Source organism: Sorangiineae bacterium MSr12523, assembly GCA_037157775.1.
GTDB classification, from domain to species: Bacteria; Myxococcota_A; Polyangia; order Polyangiales; family Polyangiaceae; genus Pendulispora; species Pendulispora brunnea.
Genome location: CP089982.1, coordinates 11,696,604 through 11,716,609, shown reverse-complemented (window position 1 = coordinate 11,716,609; position 20,006 = coordinate 11,696,604). Strand labels below are relative to the sequence as shown.

Genomic DNA, 20,006 nt, shown 5'->3' with positions numbered 1-20,006 from the left:
CGCAAAATCCGCCGAACTGTGGCGGACTCGCCCGTCTCACGGGGAACTCAGCGAGCCTGGTAGAGCATCTTCGCCGAGGCCGCCCACACCGAGCCATCCGACGCGATGGCAGGGTACGTCGTGAGCGCCTCGTTGGCGCGGAACGACTGCCGAATCGTCCCATCGGGCGCCACGATTTGCAATTCACTGCCGCGCACGACGGCCAGAGTGCCGTCCGCAAACGCCGTCGCGCGAAGCGGGACATTGGACTGCGCCGACCAAAGCAGCTTTCCATCGAGATCGAACGCCGCAATGCCGCCGCCCACGAGGTAGACGCGGCCATTGCCATCGATGGGCGGCTGCTTGGCGAGAAACGCGGCGTTCGCGCTCCACGCCAGCGACCCATCGGGCCGCCGCGCCTCGAGCCGGGAGGAGGTGATCGAGGCACTTCGATCCGCAACGAGCTTTCCGGCATCGCCACCGCCGTAAAGGACCATGGCGTACGGCGGGACGATGCTCAGATCCGTCGCGTTGGGCGGGATGGCCGCGTCGAGGGTGAGCACGCCGTATTTGCGTTCGTCGCCCTGCGGTAGAAGCACGACGAGTCGTCCGCTGGGCAAGGCCATCACGGTGTGGCCGGCAGCATCGATGGCGCCAACACCTGCGCCCTCGACCGAGTACTGCCATCCAAGATGGCGAAGGCGATCGGCATCATAGGGTCGATTCAGCTCCGCCATCATGTAGTCGGGTACGGTGGGATGATCCGGCGTCTGCCCTGCGGGCGTCACGATAAGGCTTCGTGCCTCTCCATTTACAACGCTGCGGGCCAGCGACTCGCCATATGGATTGAGATGTCCCCCCGCCCATTCCTTGTCCGGCTCACCCGCCCATGAGTAGCCCAGGACATCGAGGTAGTACCGATCATCATGCGCGAGAACGTGAGCTCCGGCGGATATGGTGGGACCGCCGGAATCTAGCTTGCCGGTTGCGGACCGCACGTCGAGTCCTCCGCCGTTCGCGCCGGGCCGTTCTAGGACGATGTTCTTGCCTCCGGGAGGCAAGTTGATGACCCGCGGAGGCTGGTGACCAAGGGGGCCGTCGTCAATCGGCGCGAAAAGAGCCAGCTCTTCATATCTCCGCGATCGCGCCGCTACGCGCCCGCTTCGGGTGCTCGATGCCTGCACGCATTCCGAGCTCCGTGTCTCGAAGCGCGAGAAGGTCAGATTCGGAGACGGAACCAGCTTGTACATCGGGGCCTCCTTGGATTCTCCACACGCCCGCGAGGAGCAAGCTAGTGCAAGCGCACTGAAGATAAGAAAGGTGAGCATGGATCGCATGGGTGGCACACCCTAGAGGGGCACGATGGTCCTCGCTCCGGGAGGGTCGCCGAGCTCGCGGTCCACGAGAGTTGCGATGTTGACGAAATCCGACACGACCATCGGTGCCGTGTTGGCGATGGGCGGAGCGCCCGGCGTGGGAGCCGGTGCACTCGTCGACACCCCGAGAATGGCACGAAGAACGCACATCGCATTGAAATGCGACATATCCAAATCCGCCGAACTGCCGATCCTTCCGCTCGCAAACGGATTCGATGGAGTGGGGGACTTGCTCGAGATGACGAGCTTCAAATCGTCGGACGTGAGGGGCGCGATTCCGATGTCGCAATGGGGTTGGATCAAGATGGCGATGCGCGAAAGTTTACTACCTCCCTTCAGTGCGAACCGCACCCGCTCGCGATGATTGGCATCGTAGAGTTCCACGATGAAGTCCTTCGAGATGGTCCTCCATTGGTCGCCTGGCGCGATGGAGTTGTCGAAACGAAATCGTATGCGGGATCGAACGATGAGAAGAGCATCGAACTGATCTTGTTTGAGAAGTGTTGGTCCGGGTGATACGGGCGCACCGAGGGGAACGGGCAGAGCGAACATGGCTTGGGTGACGCCCTCGTCTTGCCCCACGGGAAAAAGAGCGCAATCTCCAAGTCCTCCAGGGATCCGCTTGCCATGAAACACTGGCGTGTAGGGGTGCCGGTGCTCATCGAGTGCGCGCACATATTCGACGCCACTCACACCGAGTGTCTCATGACGCATGAGAAACGGAGCTCCGGAAATTCCGCCGTTTGCGGTGAACTCCGAGGCTTCGTTGAGCGCCTCGATGTGGTGCCAATAGTGACGTAACCGGGGCAGCCGATTGCTTTTCATGATGGCATCACCATCACCGTAGAAGGGCCGATAGTCAGTCGGCATCCCTTCCGCAGGAGGCGAGTAGCCCGACACCCGCGGATCGCTCGGACCTGGAATCGTCTTGTCGATGTCGTGCGGGTTGAGCGACTCCCCATATTCATCCGGCAAGCCGAGGGCATGGCCAAACTCGTGCGCGAGCGTATGCCACGCGGCCGAGACGCCATCCGAGTCCTGGCCCGTTCCGGCGCCCCCGCCAACGTCTGTCTTGAGGCTGCCGTCGTAGTACTCCATCACGCCGGAGTCCACGCCCCGCCACCATGGGTCTCCGGTATTCGACCGCGTTCCGCCAGATTTCAATTTGATCTCCAGCTGCTCGTCCGAGCTCGTCTGTCCAAAGTAGGCACGCACCCGGATCACTTTGTCGCGTTTCGCGGGATCCTTCGAGACGATCCGATATTCCTTCGTCGGCCCCGGCACGCCTGGGCTTCCCTGGCTCCAACGCTCCGCCGCTTTCGTCAGCATCAGGTAGAAGTCATCCACGACGTTTGGGGGGAACTCGCCTTCTTTGATCTGGCAAGAGATGAAGAGGAGCATGTGCATCAGAGGCTGTCCGGCCAGCGGATCTTTGACGTCCGGCACATCGATCAAATGAATCTCGTAGGCGCCGCACTTCTCGATGTACGGATTGCCCTTTTTCCGTCCGTAGTCCACGAAACGGTGCGCGTTCTGGATCGCAGCGCGTGCGCCGATCATGGGCGTGCGACCAAGTTCGCCCATCACGCGATCGTCGCGAAGATCGTAGAGCTTGCCCTCCATGTGGACGAGACGCGTCGTCTGCTCGATGCCCCGCTTGCCGTGGCCGGGCTTCGCTTTGCCGATCCGAAAGGCCTTGTCCGAATAGAGGAATCCCTTGTCGAGCGCCGTGTCCGATAGGTGTGGTCGCGTGGCCACGGGGTCGAGCAGCTTCAAAAAATGATCGAACAGCGCGGGGCGCCCGTTGTCGAGGTCGCGCACCGTCCTGTCCGGGTTGCAGAGCTGCACGTCATCGAGGTGAAACTCCACAGTCACGTCTGTCACGCCATCCGAGACCAGCTTTCGCGCAATGCTGCTCCAGTGGCGCTCATAATCCTTGCCGCCCACATTCGCTTTGCAGCGATGCCCGAGAGAATGCCACACCACGGGAAGCAGATTCCGCACCTCGCGGTCCGGTGGAGCGGCGCCCGTTGCCGTGAGGCGCGTGTCCTTCGCACCCCCGGTCGGTTCGGGTGCCGAGAGATCGACGCGCGTATCCGGCGGCGCGTGAAATTGGAAGTGAATGCCCGCCCAGCGCGTCTTGTCCATCTCGAGCAGCATCCGAGCCGCGCCATCTCCATTCTTCACCGCGGCACCACGGCCCACCTTCTCGACAAGGCTGTCGGGCATCGCCGGAACCGCGTCGACGAAGAGGCCCGGGGGAAGGGGAGCCTCCTTGCCGCGGGTCCAGTCGGCGAACATGTACTTCACCGTCGCGCGCACCCAGTTGAAGTCGATGGCGATCTCCCAAGGCTTCGCCGGCGATCCGTATGCCTTGCTCAGCACGTCTTCGCGGGTCAGTTCCCCGCTCTCCCGCGAGCTGGCGCGCGCCCTGGCAGGCCAGTCCTTGAAGCCTCCTCCGCGCTTGGCTTTGCGACGCGTGGTCCACGCCGGGATGCGATAGAGATTGCGAGGATCGATCTTCGTCCTGTCGGGCTGCGGTGACGCCCAAATGCCCGTATCGAGGTCGATCCACGCCTCGTGGTTGACGAGGAAGTATTCTCGAACATCCGCAGGCTCTGGGACGAAGCCGAGTACGAGCGCGTTGTTGCCGTGATCGGTCACGTCATTGATCACGCAGATTCCCGTTTTCACATCGCTTGGCCGGCTTGCGGAGATGACCTTGCCATCCAGATCCATGAGCAACCAATGATGCGGCGGCAGCTCCGTATCGGCGCCCGTCACCGGATGCACGAAGGTCGCATGAATGATGTAGAGGGGGATCCCGAGTCCGACGGTGGGCGTGATCCCCGTGCGCCCGAAGCTCGCAGGCACGAATTCGGCTTCGGCGACGCTCACGCGTTCCCCTCCCGGGTGCCACCGTCGTGTGCGGGGGGAGGCTCGGACGGGGCGGCGTGGGATGAATCGGTATTCGCGTCGAACGCGTCGTCCGCTGCGTGCATGGCGGAGATCATCTTCGCGATTTCACCGTGGTCGGCTTCGAGCGAGCCCGGAACGATGAGATGCGGGAGTTGGTCATAAGGCGTGTAGTCGAAGAGCACGTTCGGTTTACCGTCGGCTAGATACGACAGGCGGTATTGGTGGCTTTTCTTCAAGTCTTTGAACTCGATCTCGCACGCGAATTCGCCAAGCGGCCGCGCTTTGCTGGCCAACGGGTGCTTCATGCGGATGCTTCCGTCGTCGCTCTCGAGCACGAAAACGTGGGGCATCTTCTTCGCGTCGTCCATGGTGACCGGCACGTGAACGAGAACGTCATGCGTGTCCTTCTCCTCGACGGGTGACGGCGGAGGTTTACTCGGCAGCTTTTCCTCCGGCTCCGGAAAGGGCCAAGGCACCTCGTAGCGTTCGATGTTGAGAACACCGGCTTCGAGCGCCTCATCGAGTACCCGGCTCAGCTCTGCTCGAAACCCGCGGAGTCGCCTATGCGGATCCGTCGTGGGGCGAGGCAACACCTCGCACAGGTGCGTCCCTGTCAGCGCATCGTAAATCGATAGAAGATCGCTCGCGGTCTCGTCGCACAAGGCCCGCGAATCGTCGAACGTGAATTGGATGATGTGAAAAAGAGACTCTTCGGATGAATCCAACACGGAATTAAGGTTCTTCGATGTTCGTTCGCCGACGGGCACGATTTCGAAGCGCCAATCTCGTAGAAAGCGGTCGGTGATGAGCCAGACCTCCCCAAAACCGTAGCGCACGCGAAGACGTTAGCTGTCTTCCTTGGCGGCCAGCAAGTTCGGACTTTCTTGCAACGTCGCGACAAAGTCTCCCATGCTACGGGCCATGACCACCGCGTTGGATGCGAGGGATTCGCTTTTCGGACTCGTGCACGAAGATGTGCAATACAAGCTGACGATTGCGAAGGACGCGAAGTCCAATAAGGACGCGCCATCGGTGCGTGTCGCATCTTTTCGAGCGGTCGAGAGCCTTTCGGAACTATTTACCTACAAGATTCTCGTGGGCACCGAGCCCGATTCCGTTGCGGAACTCGAAAATGGGCTCGGTCGTGAGGCCACATTTGCGATCGAGGAGGATGGTCGCGTTGCACGGGTCGTTCACGGAATCATCACCGATGTGATGCCCGACGGGGCGTTCATCGGCAAGAACCAAGCTCGCGTCCTCCTCGTGCTCGAGCCGACCATGGCCAATCTCCGGCACAGCGGCGGATTTCGAATCTTCCAAAATATGCCGATTAACGAAATCGTGGAGGAGATCTGCAAAACCGAACAGATCGAATGCTTCTGGAATGTCCTCGGTGTCCCGCCCAAGCGTGAATATTGCACTCAGCTCGACGAAAGCGATTTGGAATTCATCAAACGCATTGCGAGCGAAGAGGGAATGCATTTCTACTTTCAACACGACGAGGCGAAGACGAAGCTCGTATTTGCCAACGATCCTGGTGGCTACCAAGACATCGACGAGAAAGCCAATCAGGGTGGCAAGCACGCTCCGTTCACCATCTCGTTCAACGACACGGGCGGCGCCGTATCAGGAGAACACGTGCGCAGCATTCGGCGCATGCAGAGTGTGCGCGTTGGCGCATTCGAACATCGCGATTACGACCCATTGTCGAAGATGTCGGGCATGGGAACGGTGACAATCATCGAGCGAGCGGAAACCGAAGGCGAAGAGACGCCTGCCAATTCCCACAAGAGGGAAGTACGAGACTACCCGGGCCGCTTCACGGACCAACAAATCGCGAAGGAGCTCGCCAAGCGGCGTTTGGACGAACTGAGGTCCGACGCCGCCGTGATCGCGGGCACCGCCTCCTCGCATCGCCTCACGGCCGGAAAGACCTTCACCCTCGAAGGCCACCGTGAAGATGGCTTCAATCAGAAGCTCCTCGTGACGCACGTCCGCCTGGACGGCGCCGTCCAGGGCGCCTCGCGCGACGCAGGCGGATTCCGCGCGAGCACCGGCTTCACCTCCTTTTCGGCGGTCCCGGCGAAAGCCACCATTCACCCGAAACGCATGCAGAAGCCCCCGAGCCGCCTGCAGAGCGCCCGTGTCGTCGGGCCAAAGGACGGCGATCCCCACATCGACGAGCACGGGCGCATCAAAGTGCGCTTCTTCTGGGACCGACTCCCCGAGTCCAACAAAGACAGCTCGTGCTGGATCCGCATGATGACGCCCGTCGCCCATCGCGATGAAGGCTTTTGGCAAGTCCACAAAGTCGGATCCGAAGTCCTCGTCGACTTCATCGATGGCGACATCGATCGCCCGGTCATCCTCGGAGCCATTTACAACAAGGTCCAAGTCCAGCCGAACCCCTTGCCGGTCGAAGTGGCCAAGAGCACCTGGAAGACCCGGAGCATCCCCGGCAACGCTGGTTTCAACGAAATCACGCAGGACAACTCCGCGGGCAAAGAGGAAATCTACCTCCACGCCCAGAAAAACCTCCGCGAAGTCGTGCTCGCGAACCACAAGGAGACCATCGGCGCGAACCAGAGCTCGACGATCGGAGCCAATCGCTCCGCCACCATCGGCGCAAACGAGACAGTCACCATCGCGGGCAAGCGCACCGAGAGGGTCACCACGGGCGAAGACGTGTTCATTAGAGCCGGCCGCACGCACACGATCGAAACGGGCGACGACATGCTCGTCGTGAAAGAAGGGAATCGCACGGTCGACGTGCAGCAGGGCAAACTCATCGTGAAGGTGAAGCAGCTTCGCGACGAGACCATCGAGGCGGGAGAAAAAGTCGTCATCAAAAGCGGCCGCACGCACACGATTCAAACCGGTGATGACAATCTCGAAGTGACGACGGGAAGTCGAAAAATCGGAGTGAAGGCCGGCAACCACACGCGCGAAGTCGCCGAAGTTGACAAGACGAAGGCCAAGAAGATCGAACTCGAGGCTGCAGAGGAGATCATCATCAAATGTGGTGATGCATCGATCTCACTGAAGAAGGATGGGACGATCAAACTGGAGGGGACGAGCGAGATTTTCGCGAAGGTGGTGGCGAGTAGTCTCAAGCTCGAACCCGCGAAAGCGACCTTGAATGGCGGTCCCGAGGCCGAGGTTCTAGGTGGAGAGGTGAAGGTCAATGCCTAGAGCTATTTGTCCACACGCATTGTGACATAGATGTAAATGCCCAGTCGGCCGCGACGAAGCACGACGGTTGCGTGTTGTCCCTTATCGATCGAGCCGGGCGCATATCCCGTCAGCCCCGCGAGTGTCTCGGGTGCTTCGACCAAGAATTTGGATCCTACCCTCCCCCTCGCGACCACTACCACACGGCATGGTTGTTCGTACCCGGGATACGCCGCACCGTTGGCGAAGTACGTTACGCCCATCGCAAATGTGCCACCGCACAACAGCGCTCCCAGACCCAGTCCGATCAGCTGACGAGGCGCGGTGCCAAAAGCAAGACACACGATCGCGACGCTGACCGCGAGCACAACACCGACGGCTAAACCGATCAGTACCGCGATCCACGGCCGCAACATGGGCCAGAAGTGATCACCTGCAAAATAGAATACCAATCCAACGAAGAACGCGACGGCCTCGATCCCATAAACCACCTTCAGTGTGTCCATGAGACCGCGTGGCGAATTTTTGCGAATTTTCCTGGCCCTACGGGAAGAGATGTCCGGTGTTGGGCGACCCACACCACACAAACGAGATCCCGATCGGGATGGATCTCTACCGTGCGGATCTCCGGTGTAAGCTCCGCCACCGGTTCGTCTGGCATTTGAAGCGCAATCCTTGGCATCTCCTCCGCGAGTGCAAAACGCCACAACGGTTGTCGCGGATGCAAATGTAGAAGTTCGACCGCGCTGCCCGGCCAGATTCGCGACAACTGCATACCCAAGGCCGCACCTTGCGCAGCCCCTAGGTCGAGTCGTTGTGCCACGGTGCTGTCAGGTGCCACGACATCGGGTGAGCGTACGATGCCCGCCCGCACCTCGAGAAAGTTCGACGGTGCAAACTCCGCATCATCGTAGACCAACGGCGGTAGGCCCAGCATGGCGGTGCGAGGAAAATAATTGTAAGAGAGCCATCCGACCCCAGCGACTGGGGGACCCGCCGGCCAGCGCGTGAATGTTCCGACGCACAACGTTTCAGGCGTCAATAACCACGTTGGCACTTCGAGATTCGGTAGACGACATGCTTCGAGTGCGTCGGATGTAGCTTCAGTGACATACCCGCGACCTGCCGGATTCCGAGGATAGGCAAAGAGCCCGTAACGCGGGTCGTAGGCGCCCCCTGCGGCCTCGGTGATCTCACGGGTAGGGTCTCCGTGTCGCGCGAGTGCCACCAGATCGGCGCCGCCGTAGCCCGCTGTCCAGTCGAGGGCTACGGTTTCGACCACCGCGGGCGGTGAAAATTGGACGCGACCGCTGTAATCGAGACGGCATTGCCGATCGCCGAAGATCCGCAGCCGGCGATCGAGCTCACCCAGGCGTACGTGCGCGTCGAAAATCGTGGCGCGCCCGTTGGGTGCGTACGCATGTCCGGTCACGATCACGTCGGCGCGTCTGCGATTGAGAACGAGATCGCTGTCGTGTACGAGCACCGAAGAGTCCTCGGTAAACTGCGGCTCCTCGACCAGTGCGAATTGTTCATCCGCCGGCACACATCGATCCGCCTGAACCACGTACGTCCGCTTGGCGATGACACCCACCCACCAGCCCCCCTCTGGGTGGGCCGTGACTGTGATTCCCGAGAGTCGTCCCGTGGTGGCCAATGCCTGATTCTTTCCTTCGTGGTTGGGGACCGTGGTGCGGTCAGCGGCCGGTCGGAGATGGGGATACGTAATCGTTGATCGCGTCGTTGGCCCCACCGCTCCAGCTCCCGCCGGGCGTGTAGCTTCCGGAATACCCCAACGGCGATCCGACCCCGAATGTGCTCAAGAGATACGAGGCCACTGCCGGGATCGCATTAGGCGCGCTCGTCCAGAATTCACGTGCCTCGGTGCTAAGCCAGTAGGCCGCTGTGCGGACGAAGCTTGGGGAGACAAACCCCATCCTAGAAATGCTTCGAAGCACGCCGCTCGTGCACCCGGACAAGCCCTTCTGCATCGCATTGCTAAGAGCGGACCCTCCGAAACTGAGAACACCGTTCAAGACCCAGACATATGCGCTGTCGAAGAGCATCGCCAAGGCACCGCCGAGGGCGTCCATTCCCGTAAATCCAGCGCGTACGGTATTGAAGCTCGCAATACAGATGCTGGTTGGAGCTGGTGGAATCGGAAAATCTTGGCAATCGAGTTGAAGGTTGAGCCCGACCCAAGGGATGAGCGAGACGGCCATGCGCCCCGTCGGAATCTTCACCGTACCGGCTGCAAACTCCGCCTTGTTGCCCGCACCGGCCCAAATGAGTGGAAGCAGTGCATTGGGCCAGAAGTGGTAGACGCCTGGACCGATGTCGTGTTGTCGACCGAGTGCGCGCCCCCAACCGGCGGAGACGGTCGGTGCTTTCTTGCTCGCGCCCGTGAAGCTCCACCCAATGCAATACGCCACCACATGGGGCGCGAACGGCAATACCGGCACAAATGGCGGAGCGGTGCGGTGAAAATCGCAACCTGCCACCATCTGCACCGAATTGAGAACCTTGTTAGGAGATCCGGGCATTCGTCACCCCCTGGGTCATGGCGCGTGTGCCACTTTGCAGGCCCACGCTGATCACGCGTCGATCGCCTCGACGAAACGTGTACTCGAATCGTGCTCGATACGTGATTGTGAGACGGCCTAAATCCGCCCACACGAACACTCCGTCGAGCACTCCCCCGGCCTGCATCGAGGTGTCAGCAACGCGTACGTCGACGGAGACCGAATCGCGAGGAATTTCCAGCCAGAGATCATGCGCGCGCAGGCCCGTGATGCATATGTGCTCACCTTGAACGATCTTCGGTAATATCAATTCAGGGTGAGCCTGATTGTAAAGGCGTGCGCGTAGGCGTGGAATCGACAGCGTCTTGCCGCCGTCGCGTGGTTCGATGCCTTCTCGTGCGCGTAGGCCCCAGAACATGGGGTATGGCGCCCAGCCAGCCACTGTAGGACGTTCTTCCCATGTGCGGATCAGCGGATTGCGCGCCGATTCGATATTGGGAAGCGGATTGCCTTCCGCCTGTGCTGCCGTGAAGTAGTATCCGCGACCCTCGGGGTTATCGGGCCATGCGGCCATCTCGTGATTGAACTCGGCCTTTCCGCCGTACGCGTACTGGTATCCGAGTGGCAGCTCCGAGAAAGGGGTGGGCGAAGACGGCACGAGGCTACCGTTGGCTCGGATCCACCGTCGCTCACCGAAGGCGAGCAGCTGATGCCGAAAGGTCCCCACCATCAAAAAAAGGGCCACGTGCGGCACCGGCTGCACGCGCCGAATGGTGCCGAGCACGCATAGATCCGCGCCCTCTTTGGAGACGAAGTGGTCGGTGTGAAAGACGCCAAATGAAGTGTCCAACCTGTCCGCTACGATTGGTAGCTGCTCGGCCGTAGGAACGAGTGAGCCGTCGGGGGCGGCTTCGTACGTAGCCTTGACGATGACGGTCGCGCGCACTCGACCATCGTCGACGTCGAGGGGAAGATAACGCGCGGCGAACGGCGTATGGTTCATGAACTCCATCGTGTCCGTGCCAGTTCTCCGCTAACTTGGCTGCAAAGGTTCGTTGGACAGTAAAGCGTTCAGCAGCTCCACGTCTCCTGTCTGATCTTCGCGTGCAAGCAGTTGCTCGGGGCCGGTGCGTACCGGTACCCAGGGTGGAATGGGCGGTTCGCGGTCGCAGTTGAGAAGCACCTGTTCACCGAGCAGCTGCACGTCGTCGTTGGCGCGAACGGTCACGTTGCCGACATGTGCCTTCATTTCGAGTGCCGACGCAGCGATGTTCATGTCACTGCCAGCGCGCAGAGCGATCGCCTCGCGAGCGTCGACGGTGAAATTCTTGCAATGAACCGCCACTTCGTCGGTCGCATCCAATTCGATCGTGCGAGCCCGTACTCGCACGGTGGGGCCAGCATCGGTGACTACGATATCGATTTCGAGATCGTTGCGGCCCGATGCCGCGTTCACAACTCGCAGTTGTGCGCCACCCCCTTGAGGCACGAGTTCGATCGTGTGCTTCAGCCCAAGGGGGAGCGTATGCGGCGACGTCGCGACGCCGAGGCTTTTTGCGGTGCTTTTCTTGCGCATCGTATCGTCGAGATCAGGAGGATGGTTGCTTTCGAAAAAGCCGCGGTAACCGCGCTAGGCCATCTAGGAGTATCGTTCGAAATGAGACGACGCCATCCTGATTCGATTTTTCTCAACGAAGATGACGACGCGACACTTACATCGTGACGCATCCGTTGAAGGATTCTCGCGACGTAGCGATAATTCACGTTATCGGTCGGTTTGACTCGAAGTAAGAGAGCGTATGACCTTACGCAAAATGGCAACGAATCTGCGTCGGAACGTGCCAATTGCAAAATGCAATATAACACCCAATTAAGGTGTTTTTGCGGGAGCGCCTACGACGAGATCGTCGATCTCACATCGTCAACGGTGCGGGCATGAAGAGCAGCACGAACATCGCCAACGTGATGACGGCAATCGCCGCGCGTACGCGGTCGAGGGGCTCTGCGCTCGTGACGGGATGATCGAACAGCGCGTGGCGGCGGAGCACGCCCCAGCGGACGTCCATTGCGAGAAACAACCCGAGTCCGACGAACCACCCGAACCAGAGGAGCGTACCCTTTACGCCGGTGAGGTCTTGGCCCAGCATCGCGATCACCACCAGGCCCACGACGGCGAGGATGCGGGTGCGCAGGGTCATCGCGTCGGGGGAACGGGCGTGGCGTTGGCTCGAGAGGGTGCCGAGTACGGCCATGAACTCGAATAGAGCGAGCCAAGGGATGGCGTTGGCCACGTGCTGGCCGATGCGGAAGAGCCCGAACCCGGCGCGCACGTCGCGCAAGGCGAAGCTTGCGAGGCTGACGAAGAAGAACGCCAACAGCGAGCGGTGCACGTAAGGCGCCACTTTGTCCTGGCGGGGGCCCAAGAGCGCATAGGCAATGTGTCCGCCATCGAGCTGGCCGATGGGCAGCAGGTTGATCATCGTGATGAACATGCCAATCCACGCTGCGTACGCGACCGGCGAGAGCTGCAGGTCCATCCCCGCCGGAACTGCGGGCCCGAAGAAGTAGTCCAGTGTCTTCAGCAGAATGGACTCGCCGAGCTGGCCTGCGTCCACCGTGTTGGCGACGAGTTGCGAATGTGCTGCACCCCATGCATATGCAGGGATCGCCACCACCAAGCCGGCCAGCGGACCCGATGCGCCAATGTCGAGCAGGGCACGGCGTGTGTCGATGTCCCCGCGCATGCGAATGACGGCGCCCATCGTGCCGAAGGGGGAGACGGGAAACGGCAGCGGGATGAAGAAGGGAAGCGAGGCGTCCACCTTGTGAAGACGCGCCGCGATGTAGTGGCCGAACTCGTGCGCGAGCAAGATGGCGAGCAAGGTCACCGTGAAGGGCCAGGCCATGGCCGCGCGTTCCGCCCACGTGGGGGCGTCGCTGAATACCTGCGTCCCTGTCCAGAAGACGCTCACGGCGGTGACGAGGAAGAGCCCGAGGTTCGTGCGCCACGCCAGGGGCCGTCGTTCGACGTGGGCCACCTCGCCCGTCGGCGTCGCCTCGCTGGGCCGATCACTATTCACGGAGTGCGTCACGGAGTGCGACGGCGAGTCGCTCGAGTTGGGGGGAGAGCCTTGCATCCAACGATCCGAGGTCGGTTTGAAGGGAGAGGGAGCCCGAAGCAAGCTCCGGGTTTTCGCGGATTTCCACGCATTCGGGTGGGAGCCCGAAAGCGCAAACGTTGGACCGAAGCTCCTCCACGTCGAGGGGGCAGGCCTCGATGACGACCCTTCGTGCGCCCCTCGCTTCGGCCAAGGCTGCCTGGGCCATATGCACGATACGATGGCGTTCCACGCGAAGCGTTGCGCCGATGAGGCGCTCGGCCAGCAGCACGGCAAGCGCGACCGTGCGATCCAAATCGTCCTCGGCCTGCCGCTCCTGCCGCGTGCGCAGCGCCAGGTAATGCGCCGCCAGCTCCGTTTCCACGTGGACCCGTGCCTCGTGGTAGGCGCGAGCCCGCGCGCGCTCCGTCACCTCCGCGGCCGCCTGGTGCGCGTCCACCAGCGGACGAGGAAGAACGCGGCCGCGCGCCGGATCGCCCACGTGCTGCCCAAAGGGCGTGGCCTTCTCCGCAGCTTCGCCGCGAATCACCGTCCCGCGCGCTAGATGGGCCATGGCTGCTCCATGCGCTCGAGATCGCGCAAGATCGATTGAATCGCGTCCGCCAAACGGCGCGCCCGCGCTTGTTTGCTCGAGTGGGCATCGAGCGCGAGCTCCCGCCGCACCTCGTCGCAGCTCGATCCGAGCGCGCGCGCAGCTTCCGGTTCCTCGAGCACGATGCAGGTTGCCAGGTAAGCCTTCTGCCAGGTCATGACGCTCGCCAGAGATCGCCGTCGAACGCGGCGGCGCCCTCGTAGGCGAGTTTATCCAAGTGCGCTTGCAGGCTCAAACGCGCGATCGGCCACAGGTGTACGGGCGTATCGTCGTAGGCGACCGCCACCAGGTCTTCCAACGAGGAGCCCTTCGCACCTGCCGCATCGAGCGCGGCCCGCACCTTGGACTCGCGCATGCCGCGGTGCACGATGTACTTGCGAAACAGCGCCGACGGCTCGTCGATGGGATCGCCGTGCGCCGGCAGCGCCAGCCGCGCACCCAGCGACTCCAGCCGCGCGAGCTGCTCCAGGTAGATGCGCATGTCGCCATCGCCGGGCGCAATCAAGATGGTCCCCACGCTCGCCACCATGTCGCCCACCACGACCGTGCCGTGCGTCTCTTCGTAAAGGCACACGTGCCCTGGCGCATGCCCGGGCGTATGCAGCACCTGCCATGCCTCGGGGATGGGCCCGTCGAGCACGATGCGGTCGCCATCGTCGAGCGCACGCGTCACGTGTGCGGCGAGATCCGGCTCGAGCAGCGCGGTGGTCTCGGGGTGCGCCCACACCGGCAGCGACAGCTCGTTCGCGAGCACCGCGAGGCCGCCCACGTGGTCTGCGTGATGATGCGTTGCGCAGATGGCCACCGCCCGCCGCCCTTGTGAGGCCAGCGCGCGCGCCCAATCGAGGAACGCGCGCTGTTCGTCGTCGTACGGCGTCGATGGCTCGACGAGAAGAACATCGCGCGAGCCCAGCGCGTAGCTGTTCGTGTGCGTCGCCGGCGGCAAAGTCGGCGTGCGCACGGGAAACAGATCCAGCGTGGCGGAGAGCTCGCGCGGGCGAATCACCGCTCGACGACCAGGGCCAAGGCCTCGCCGCCGCCGATGCAGATCGCCGCGCAGCCGCGCTTCTTGCCCTGGTCTTGCATCGCATGGAGCAACGTCGTCACGATGCGCGCGCCCGAAGCGCCGATGGGATGCCCGAGCGCCACCGCACCACCGCGCACGTTCACGCGCTGCGGGTCGAGGCCCAGTTGCTTGATGGTCACCATCGACACCACCGCGAAGGCCTCGTTGACCTCGTAGAGATCGATGTCGCTCGTCTTGAGCCCCGTGCGCTTGCACACCGCGTCGATGGCCTTGATGGGCGCCGTGGTGAACTGCGTCGGCTCGTGCGCCGCGGCGGCGTACCCGACGATGCGCGCCAGCGGCGTCAGGTTGTGCGCCTTCACGGCGGCTTCGCTGGCCAGCACGAGCGCGCTCGCGCCGTCGTTGATCGACGAAGCGTTGGCGGCCGTGATGGTGCCATCCTTCGAGAACGCCGGCCGGAGCGAGGCAAACTTGGACGGATCGCCCTTGGTCGGCCCCTCGTCGAGCTTCACCTCGAGCGCGTCGCCCTTCTTCTGCGGAACCTTGACCGGCGTGATCTCCTTGTCGAAGAGCCCCTCACGCTGGGCGGCGAGGGCGCGGCGGAAGCTCTCGCGTGCGTATTCGTCCTGCGCCTCGCGCGTGAAGCCGTGCTCCTTGGCGCACGAATCGCCGCAATTGCCCATGTGGATGTTGTTGTACGGATCCCACAGGCCGTCGAAGATCATTCCATCGACGATTTTTCCGTCGCCCATGCGGTACCCGCCGCGGGCCTTGTCGAGGTAGTAGGGCACATTTGACATCGATTCCATGCCGCCAGAAACCACGAGCTCGGCATCTCCGAGCGCCACGGTCTTGGCGCCAAGCACGATGGCTTGCAGGCCGGAGCCACAGACCTTGCCCACCGTGGTGGCCGGCACCGTGTTGGGGATCCCTGCATAAATCAGGGCTTGGCGTGCGGGCGCCTGGCCGATGCCGGCCGAGAGCACGTTGCCCATGAAGACTTCGCCGACCTGATCGGGGGCCACTTTGGCCTTCTCCAGGGCGCCTCGAATGGCGGTGGCGCCCAAATCCGGCGCGCGCAAGGCGGAGAGGCTGCCCAAAAAGGCCCCGATGGGGGTACGCGAAGCCGAAACGATGTAAACGGGCGCGGTCGTCGTCATGGGAAATCTCCTTGCGCCCTCGGTCTAGCACACCTCTGCGTACCGAACGGCCATTGAGGGGGTGACACGGCGGCGGACGTTGCTAGAGCCCCTCGCTGGGCTTAGTCTTCGAGAAGATACGGTGCCCCGTTCCATTCCTTGCCCTCACTGTGCACGCATGCACGACGAAGCTCTTCCCGTTTGCCCTATCACGGGAAGAAAAATGGCGGAGAGCACCACGTTCTCCTCGTCCTCCTCGTCGTCGTCCTCGTCACCGGCCAATCGCGGCACCATTTCCAATACGGGCGGCGGCTCGGACCGGCCTCCCACGGGAGAACGTCGGTTGATCGAACGCGGGGGCCGCAACCTGATCGGCAAGCGAATCGGTGGAAAGTACATCGTTCGCTCCGTCCTCGGTGAGGGCGGTATGGGTACGGTGTACGAGGCCGAGCACGTGGCCATCGGCCGCGCCGTCGCGGTGAAGGTGCTCCACCCTTCGCAGGCGCGCAAAAAGGTCAGCGTGAAGCGCTTCCACCACGAGGCGCGCGCGGCCGGCGCGATCGGCCATCCGAATATTTGCGAGGTGTACGATCTCGGCGAGCTGGAAGACGGCAGCCCGTACCTCGTGATGGAGCGCCTCGTCGGCGAGACCTTGGCCGATCGCATCTCGCGCGATGGCGTGCTGCCCTACGACGAGGTCCTCGATCTCATCACGCAGGTCCTCTCGGGCCTCATCGCCGCGCACGAGAAGGGCATCGTGCACCGCGACATCAAGCCGGAAAACGTGTTCCTCGCGCGACGGGTGGGCTGCGCGCCCATCGCGAAAATTTTGGACTTCGGCGTCTCCAAAATGCTGCCCTCCGGCGATCGCACGGAGGAGGAGCTGCACCTCACGCGCACCGGCATGGTCATGGGCACGCCGTTCTACATGTCGCCCGAGCAGGCGCGTGGCGATCGCGATCTCGATGCACGGGTCGATCTGTATGCGTGCGGCGTCATCATGTACGAGGCGCTCACCGCACGCCGTCCCTTCCTCGCGCCGAACTACAACGCGCTGCTTTTGCAGATCCTCACCACGTCTCCGCGGCCCATTCGGGAGCTGCGGCCCAACGTGCCCAACGACATCGAGCGCGTCGTGGAGAAGGCGATGCGCCGCTCCCGCGACGATCGGTACCGCAGCGCGGTGGATTTCCAGAGCGATCTCAAGGGGTTGCGAGACGATTACAGCGGTCCCACGCGGTTGCATCCCATCTCGCCCGAGTTGGTGGAGGCCGCGCGGCAGTCGTTTCTGCGCTCTCCGACCCCTGCCGCGTCGCGCCCTGTTCCCGTTCCTGTCGTTCCCGCTCCTGTTCCCGCGCCCGTCTACCAAGCCGTGACGCTGCCGCCTTCCGACGAGGAGCGACGCCTGGCCGCGCAGGCCGATGCGTTCGACGACATGCCCACCGAGATCCAGCGGACGGATTTTCGGCCGCGCCCCTACGACGATGACGACGAGGTGGCGGCCACGGAGGTGCGGCAGGATGCCATCGACATGATCCGCGCCGCGCGCACGGGTCAGCGGCGCGCGGCAGCTGCCGCCACGCCGCCGGTTGCCGAGGGTGAGGAGATCACCGTGAAGCTCGACAACCCGGACGACGTGACGGAAATCATGCGCGAGGCACGGGATCGCCTGCGCGGTTCCAAGACGCCGCGAAGGTAATCGCCCGCCCGCCGGCCAGCGCCAGCAACGCCAGCACGAGAAAGCGGCCCTGCGCCGAGGGAAGCAGCGCGAGGAGCGCCACGACGGTGGCACCACCCAGCGTGCGTCCCACCTGCATGAAACCGGTTACCGCCCCGCGTTTTGCCCATGGTACGCGGGACTGCGGGCCCACCAAGGTCGAGTTCGCGGTCGCGCCCAGGCCGAGCCCGACGATGCCGAGGGCGGCGAAGACGAACCACGTCGGCGCATGCATCCGCGCCGCGAGCGCCACGAGCAAGGTGCCCACGCCCGACAGCGAGATCCCCGCGCGCGAGACCGTCACGGCGCCGAGGCGCACGAGCACCTTCACACCGAGCGCCGAGCCAACGGCCCACGCCACCAGGAAGGGAATCAGCGCCACGCCGGCGAGAACGGCGCTCTCGTGCCGCTCGGTGGCGAACCAAAAGGGGACGTACGCGGGAATGGCATACATGAGTCCCCCGGCGAAGAGGCTTCCGATGGCGCCGGCGCGCACGACCGGATCCGCGAGCTCGGCGAAGGGGAGCAGGGGCGGTGTGCCCTGATCGTCGCGCAGGCCGCGCACCTCGCGCACGAGCATGATGCCGAAAACGACGGCCATCGCGAGCAGCACCACGCGCACGCCAAACCCGAAGGCGGCCTGGTCCTCCAAACCGAGGAGCATCGCCGAGGCGGCGAGCGCGAACAGAATGGCCCCGCGCACGTCGAGGTTCGCCTTCACGAAGCTCGTGAGCTCGCGCCACGAGCGCACGCGGAGCCCGCGGCCGGGCGGGTCGACGTACGACGCAAGCAGCAGCGCGACGGCGGCGCACCCGAAGGGAACGTTGACGTAGAAGACCCAGCGCCACGACATGGTGGAGACGATGAGACCGCCGATGACCGGCCCGAGCGCATTGGCCGCGCCCCAGGCCGCCATGAACAGCGCCTGCACTTTGGCGCGTTCCTCGAGCGTATACAAATCGCCGATCACCGTGGGCACGAGCGGGCCGATGGCCCCGACGCCCATGCCTTGAAGCGTGCGCGCCGCGATGAGCTCGTGCATCGAGTGGGCGGCGCCGCACAGGACCGAACCGAGCAGAAAGAGGAGCATGCCCGCCGTGAAGATGGGGCGCCGTCCGGCGCGATCGGCGAGCTTGCTGAAAACGGGGATGGAAACGGCGGAGGCGACGAGGAAGCTCGCGTAGACCCAGGAAAACAGGTGCGTCCCCCCCAATTCGCGCACGATGCTCGGCATGGCAGTCGTCGGCACCGTTCCTTCGAAGGCGCTGACGACCAAGGCCGTCATCATGGCGAGGGTCGCGATCTTCCGTCGTGTCCCCGCGGTGGCTGCTGGAGCCTCCAGCAGCGACGAAGACACCGTGGAAGTCATGTCCCCACTATGGTCCCCGTAACCCCATGCGTCGAGTGAATGACTCGAATAGCGGGCATGCAGTTTTGGTATAGTTTGCATAGCACGCCATGGATGAAAGTGAACTCCGCGCCTTCACCGCCCTCGCGCGCGAGCTCCGTTTTACGCGGGCCGCGAAGTCGCTCAATGTCTCGCAGCCGACGCTGTCGCGCCTCGTGCAGCGCCTCGAGCGCCAACTTGGCGCGAAGCTGGTCGTGCGTGCCCCGCAGGGCGTCGTCCTCACCGACGCGGGTGAGCGCTTCCTTCCCCACGCCGAGCGTGCGCTCGCGTCCATCGATTCGGGCGTCGTCGAGGTGAGCGAGCTCTCGGGCGAGCCGCGCGGCGAGGTGAAGATCGGCGCGCTACCCACCATCGTGGCGTACGTGCTGCCGCCGGTCGTCGCCGGGTTTCACAAGACATACCCCGCCGTGAAGCTCATCGTGCTCGAAGGCGGTACCGGTGGCCTCGAGGCCAAAGTCGCCCGCGGCGAGCTGGATCTCGCGCTGGTGCAGTACCCACCGAAAAGCGAGGAGCTCTCCGCGCTGCTCCTCTGGCGCGAAGAGCACCGCCTCGCCCTTCCACCGCACCACCGCCTCGCGGGTAGCAAGAAGCCCATCGCGCTGCAGTCGCTCATCGACGAGCCGTTCGTCGTCATTCCCGGCACCATCGGCATGCGCAAAATGGAAGAAGTGTGCGCCGCCGTCGGCAAGCGCCCCTCCGTCGCCTTGGAGACGGACAACCTGGAGAGCGTCCGCCGCATGATCGAAGCGGGTCTCGGCGTTTCCCTCGTCCCCGAGCTCATGGCCCGCGACAAGCGCTGGCGCGTCGAACCCATCCCCATCAGCGGCGGCGTCGTCTTCCGCCAAGTATGCGTCGTCCACCGAGGCGCCGGCTACCTCACCGCCGCCACCCGCGCCCTCCGCAACGCCATCACCGCCCACGCGAAGACACTCAAGTTCTAAATGCTATTTTCCTAAAGAGAGAAGAACAGAAGAAAGAAGATTTGCTGCCCCCACTCGCCACGCGTCCTCGGCGCCAGGGCGCCTGCGGGCGCGTGG

General features: G+C 63.3%; 17 protein-coding genes. 3 read left to right on the top strand and 14 right to left on the bottom strand.

Features of this window, described 5'->3' with window-relative positions:
• Positions 1-47 precede the first annotated feature (47 nt).
• The 3 genes from LZC95_46365 to LZC95_46355 all read right to left on the bottom strand — a co-directional run bounded on the left by LZC95_46365 (position 48) and on the right by LZC95_46355 (position 5,110).
• Complete coding sequence (locus tag LZC95_46365; protein WXA93868.1) at positions 48-1,229, bottom strand: PQQ-like beta-propeller repeat protein; 1,182 nt, start codon at positions 1,227-1,229, stop codon at positions 48-50.
• A 99-nt stretch (positions 1,230-1,328) separates the two neighbouring features.
• The gene (locus tag LZC95_46360; GenBank protein WXA93867.1) at positions 1,329-4,253 is read right to left on the bottom strand and encodes a hypothetical protein; all 2,925 of its coding nucleotides are present in this window, start codon (positions 4,251-4,253) and stop codon (positions 1,329-1,331) included.
• Complete coding sequence (locus LZC95_46355) at positions 4,250-5,110, bottom strand: hypothetical protein (protein WXA93866.1); 861 nt, start codon at positions 5,108-5,110, stop codon at positions 4,250-4,252. Before LZC95_46355 ends, LZC95_46360 begins: the two co-directional genes overlap by 4 nt.
• 85 nt (positions 5,111-5,195) lie before the next feature.
• Between LZC95_46355 and vgrG the strand changes: the two genes are divergently transcribed.
• Positions 5,196-7,466, top strand: a complete 2,271-nt coding sequence (gene vgrG / locus LZC95_46350; GenBank protein WXA93865.1) for a type VI secretion system tip protein VgrG — start codon at positions 5,196-5,198, stop codon at positions 7,464-7,466.
• 2 nt (positions 7,467-7,468) lie between these two features.
• Here the strand turns inward: vgrG and LZC95_46345 are convergent, their stop codons facing one another.
• The 10 genes from LZC95_46345 to LZC95_46300 all read right to left on the bottom strand — a co-directional run bounded on the left by LZC95_46345 (position 7,469) and on the right by LZC95_46300 (position 15,865).
• Positions 7,469-7,951: a hypothetical protein gene (locus LZC95_46345; GenBank protein WXA93864.1), complete on the bottom strand. Its 483-nt coding sequence runs from the start codon at positions 7,949-7,951 to the stop codon at positions 7,469-7,471.
• Positions 7,939-9,039 carry a DUF2169 domain-containing protein gene (locus LZC95_46340; protein ID WXA93863.1) on the bottom strand — a complete coding sequence of 367 codons (1,101 nt, stop codon included), beginning with the start codon at positions 9,037-9,039 and terminating at the stop codon, positions 7,939-7,941. Before LZC95_46340 ends, LZC95_46345 begins: the two co-directional genes overlap by 13 nt.
• A gap of 103 nt (positions 9,040-9,142) precedes the next feature.
• Positions 9,143-9,988 (bottom strand): hypothetical protein, encoded by an 846-nt coding sequence (locus LZC95_46335; protein ID WXA93862.1) that lies wholly within the window; start codon positions 9,986-9,988, stop codon positions 9,143-9,145.
• Positions 9,972-10,970 (bottom strand): DUF2169 domain-containing protein, encoded by a 999-nt coding sequence (locus LZC95_46330; protein WXA93861.1) that lies wholly within the window; start codon positions 10,968-10,970, stop codon positions 9,972-9,974. The genes LZC95_46335 and LZC95_46330 overlap by 17 nt, the downstream gene beginning before the upstream one ends.
• A gap of 30 nt (positions 10,971-11,000) precedes the next feature.
• A complete protein-coding gene (locus LZC95_46325; protein WXA93860.1) occupies positions 11,001-11,543 on the bottom strand; it encodes a hypothetical protein in 543 nt (180 codons plus the stop codon).
• A gap of 337 nt (positions 11,544-11,880) precedes the next feature.
• A complete protein-coding gene (locus LZC95_46320; GenBank protein WXA93859.1) occupies positions 11,881-13,047 on the bottom strand; it encodes a site-2 protease family protein in 1,167 nt (388 codons plus the stop codon).
• Positions 13,040-13,639 carry a hypothetical protein gene (locus LZC95_46315; GenBank protein ID WXA93858.1) on the bottom strand — a complete coding sequence of 200 codons (600 nt, stop codon included), beginning with the start codon at positions 13,637-13,639 and terminating at the stop codon, positions 13,040-13,042. The genes LZC95_46320 and LZC95_46315 overlap by 8 nt, the downstream gene beginning before the upstream one ends.
• Positions 13,627-13,836, bottom strand: a complete 210-nt coding sequence (locus tag LZC95_46310; protein WXA93857.1) for a hypothetical protein — start codon at positions 13,834-13,836, stop codon at positions 13,627-13,629. The genes LZC95_46315 and LZC95_46310 overlap by 13 nt, the downstream gene beginning before the upstream one ends.
• The gene (locus LZC95_46305; protein ID WXA93856.1) at positions 13,833-14,684 is read right to left on the bottom strand and encodes an MBL fold metallo-hydrolase; all 852 of its coding nucleotides are present in this window, start codon (positions 14,682-14,684) and stop codon (positions 13,833-13,835) included. Before LZC95_46305 ends, LZC95_46310 begins: the two co-directional genes overlap by 4 nt.
• Positions 14,681-15,865, bottom strand: coding sequence for a thiolase family protein (locus LZC95_46300; GenBank protein ID WXA93855.1), 1,185 nt, complete (start codon positions 15,863-15,865; stop codon positions 14,681-14,683). Before LZC95_46300 ends, LZC95_46305 begins: the two co-directional genes overlap by 4 nt.
• Positions 15,866-16,067: 202 nt before the next feature.
• Between LZC95_46300 and LZC95_46295 the strand changes: the two genes are divergently transcribed.
• Positions 16,068-17,543: a serine/threonine protein kinase gene (locus tag LZC95_46295; GenBank protein ID WXA93854.1), complete on the top strand. Its 1,476-nt coding sequence runs from the start codon at positions 16,068-16,070 to the stop codon at positions 17,541-17,543.
• Here LZC95_46295 and LZC95_46290 read toward each other — a convergent pair.
• Complete coding sequence (locus tag LZC95_46290; GenBank protein ID WXA93853.1) at positions 17,491-18,930, bottom strand: MFS transporter; 1,440 nt, start codon at positions 18,928-18,930, stop codon at positions 17,491-17,493. The genes LZC95_46295 and LZC95_46290 overlap by 53 nt on opposite strands.
• A gap of 89 nt (positions 18,931-19,019) precedes the next feature.
• Here LZC95_46290 and LZC95_46285 point away from each other — a divergent pair, with 89 nt between their 5' ends.
• Positions 19,020-19,910 carry a LysR family transcriptional regulator gene (locus LZC95_46285; GenBank protein ID WXA93852.1) on the top strand — a complete coding sequence of 297 codons (891 nt, stop codon included), beginning with the start codon at positions 19,020-19,022 and terminating at the stop codon, positions 19,908-19,910.
• Positions 19,911-20,006 lie beyond the last annotated feature (96 nt).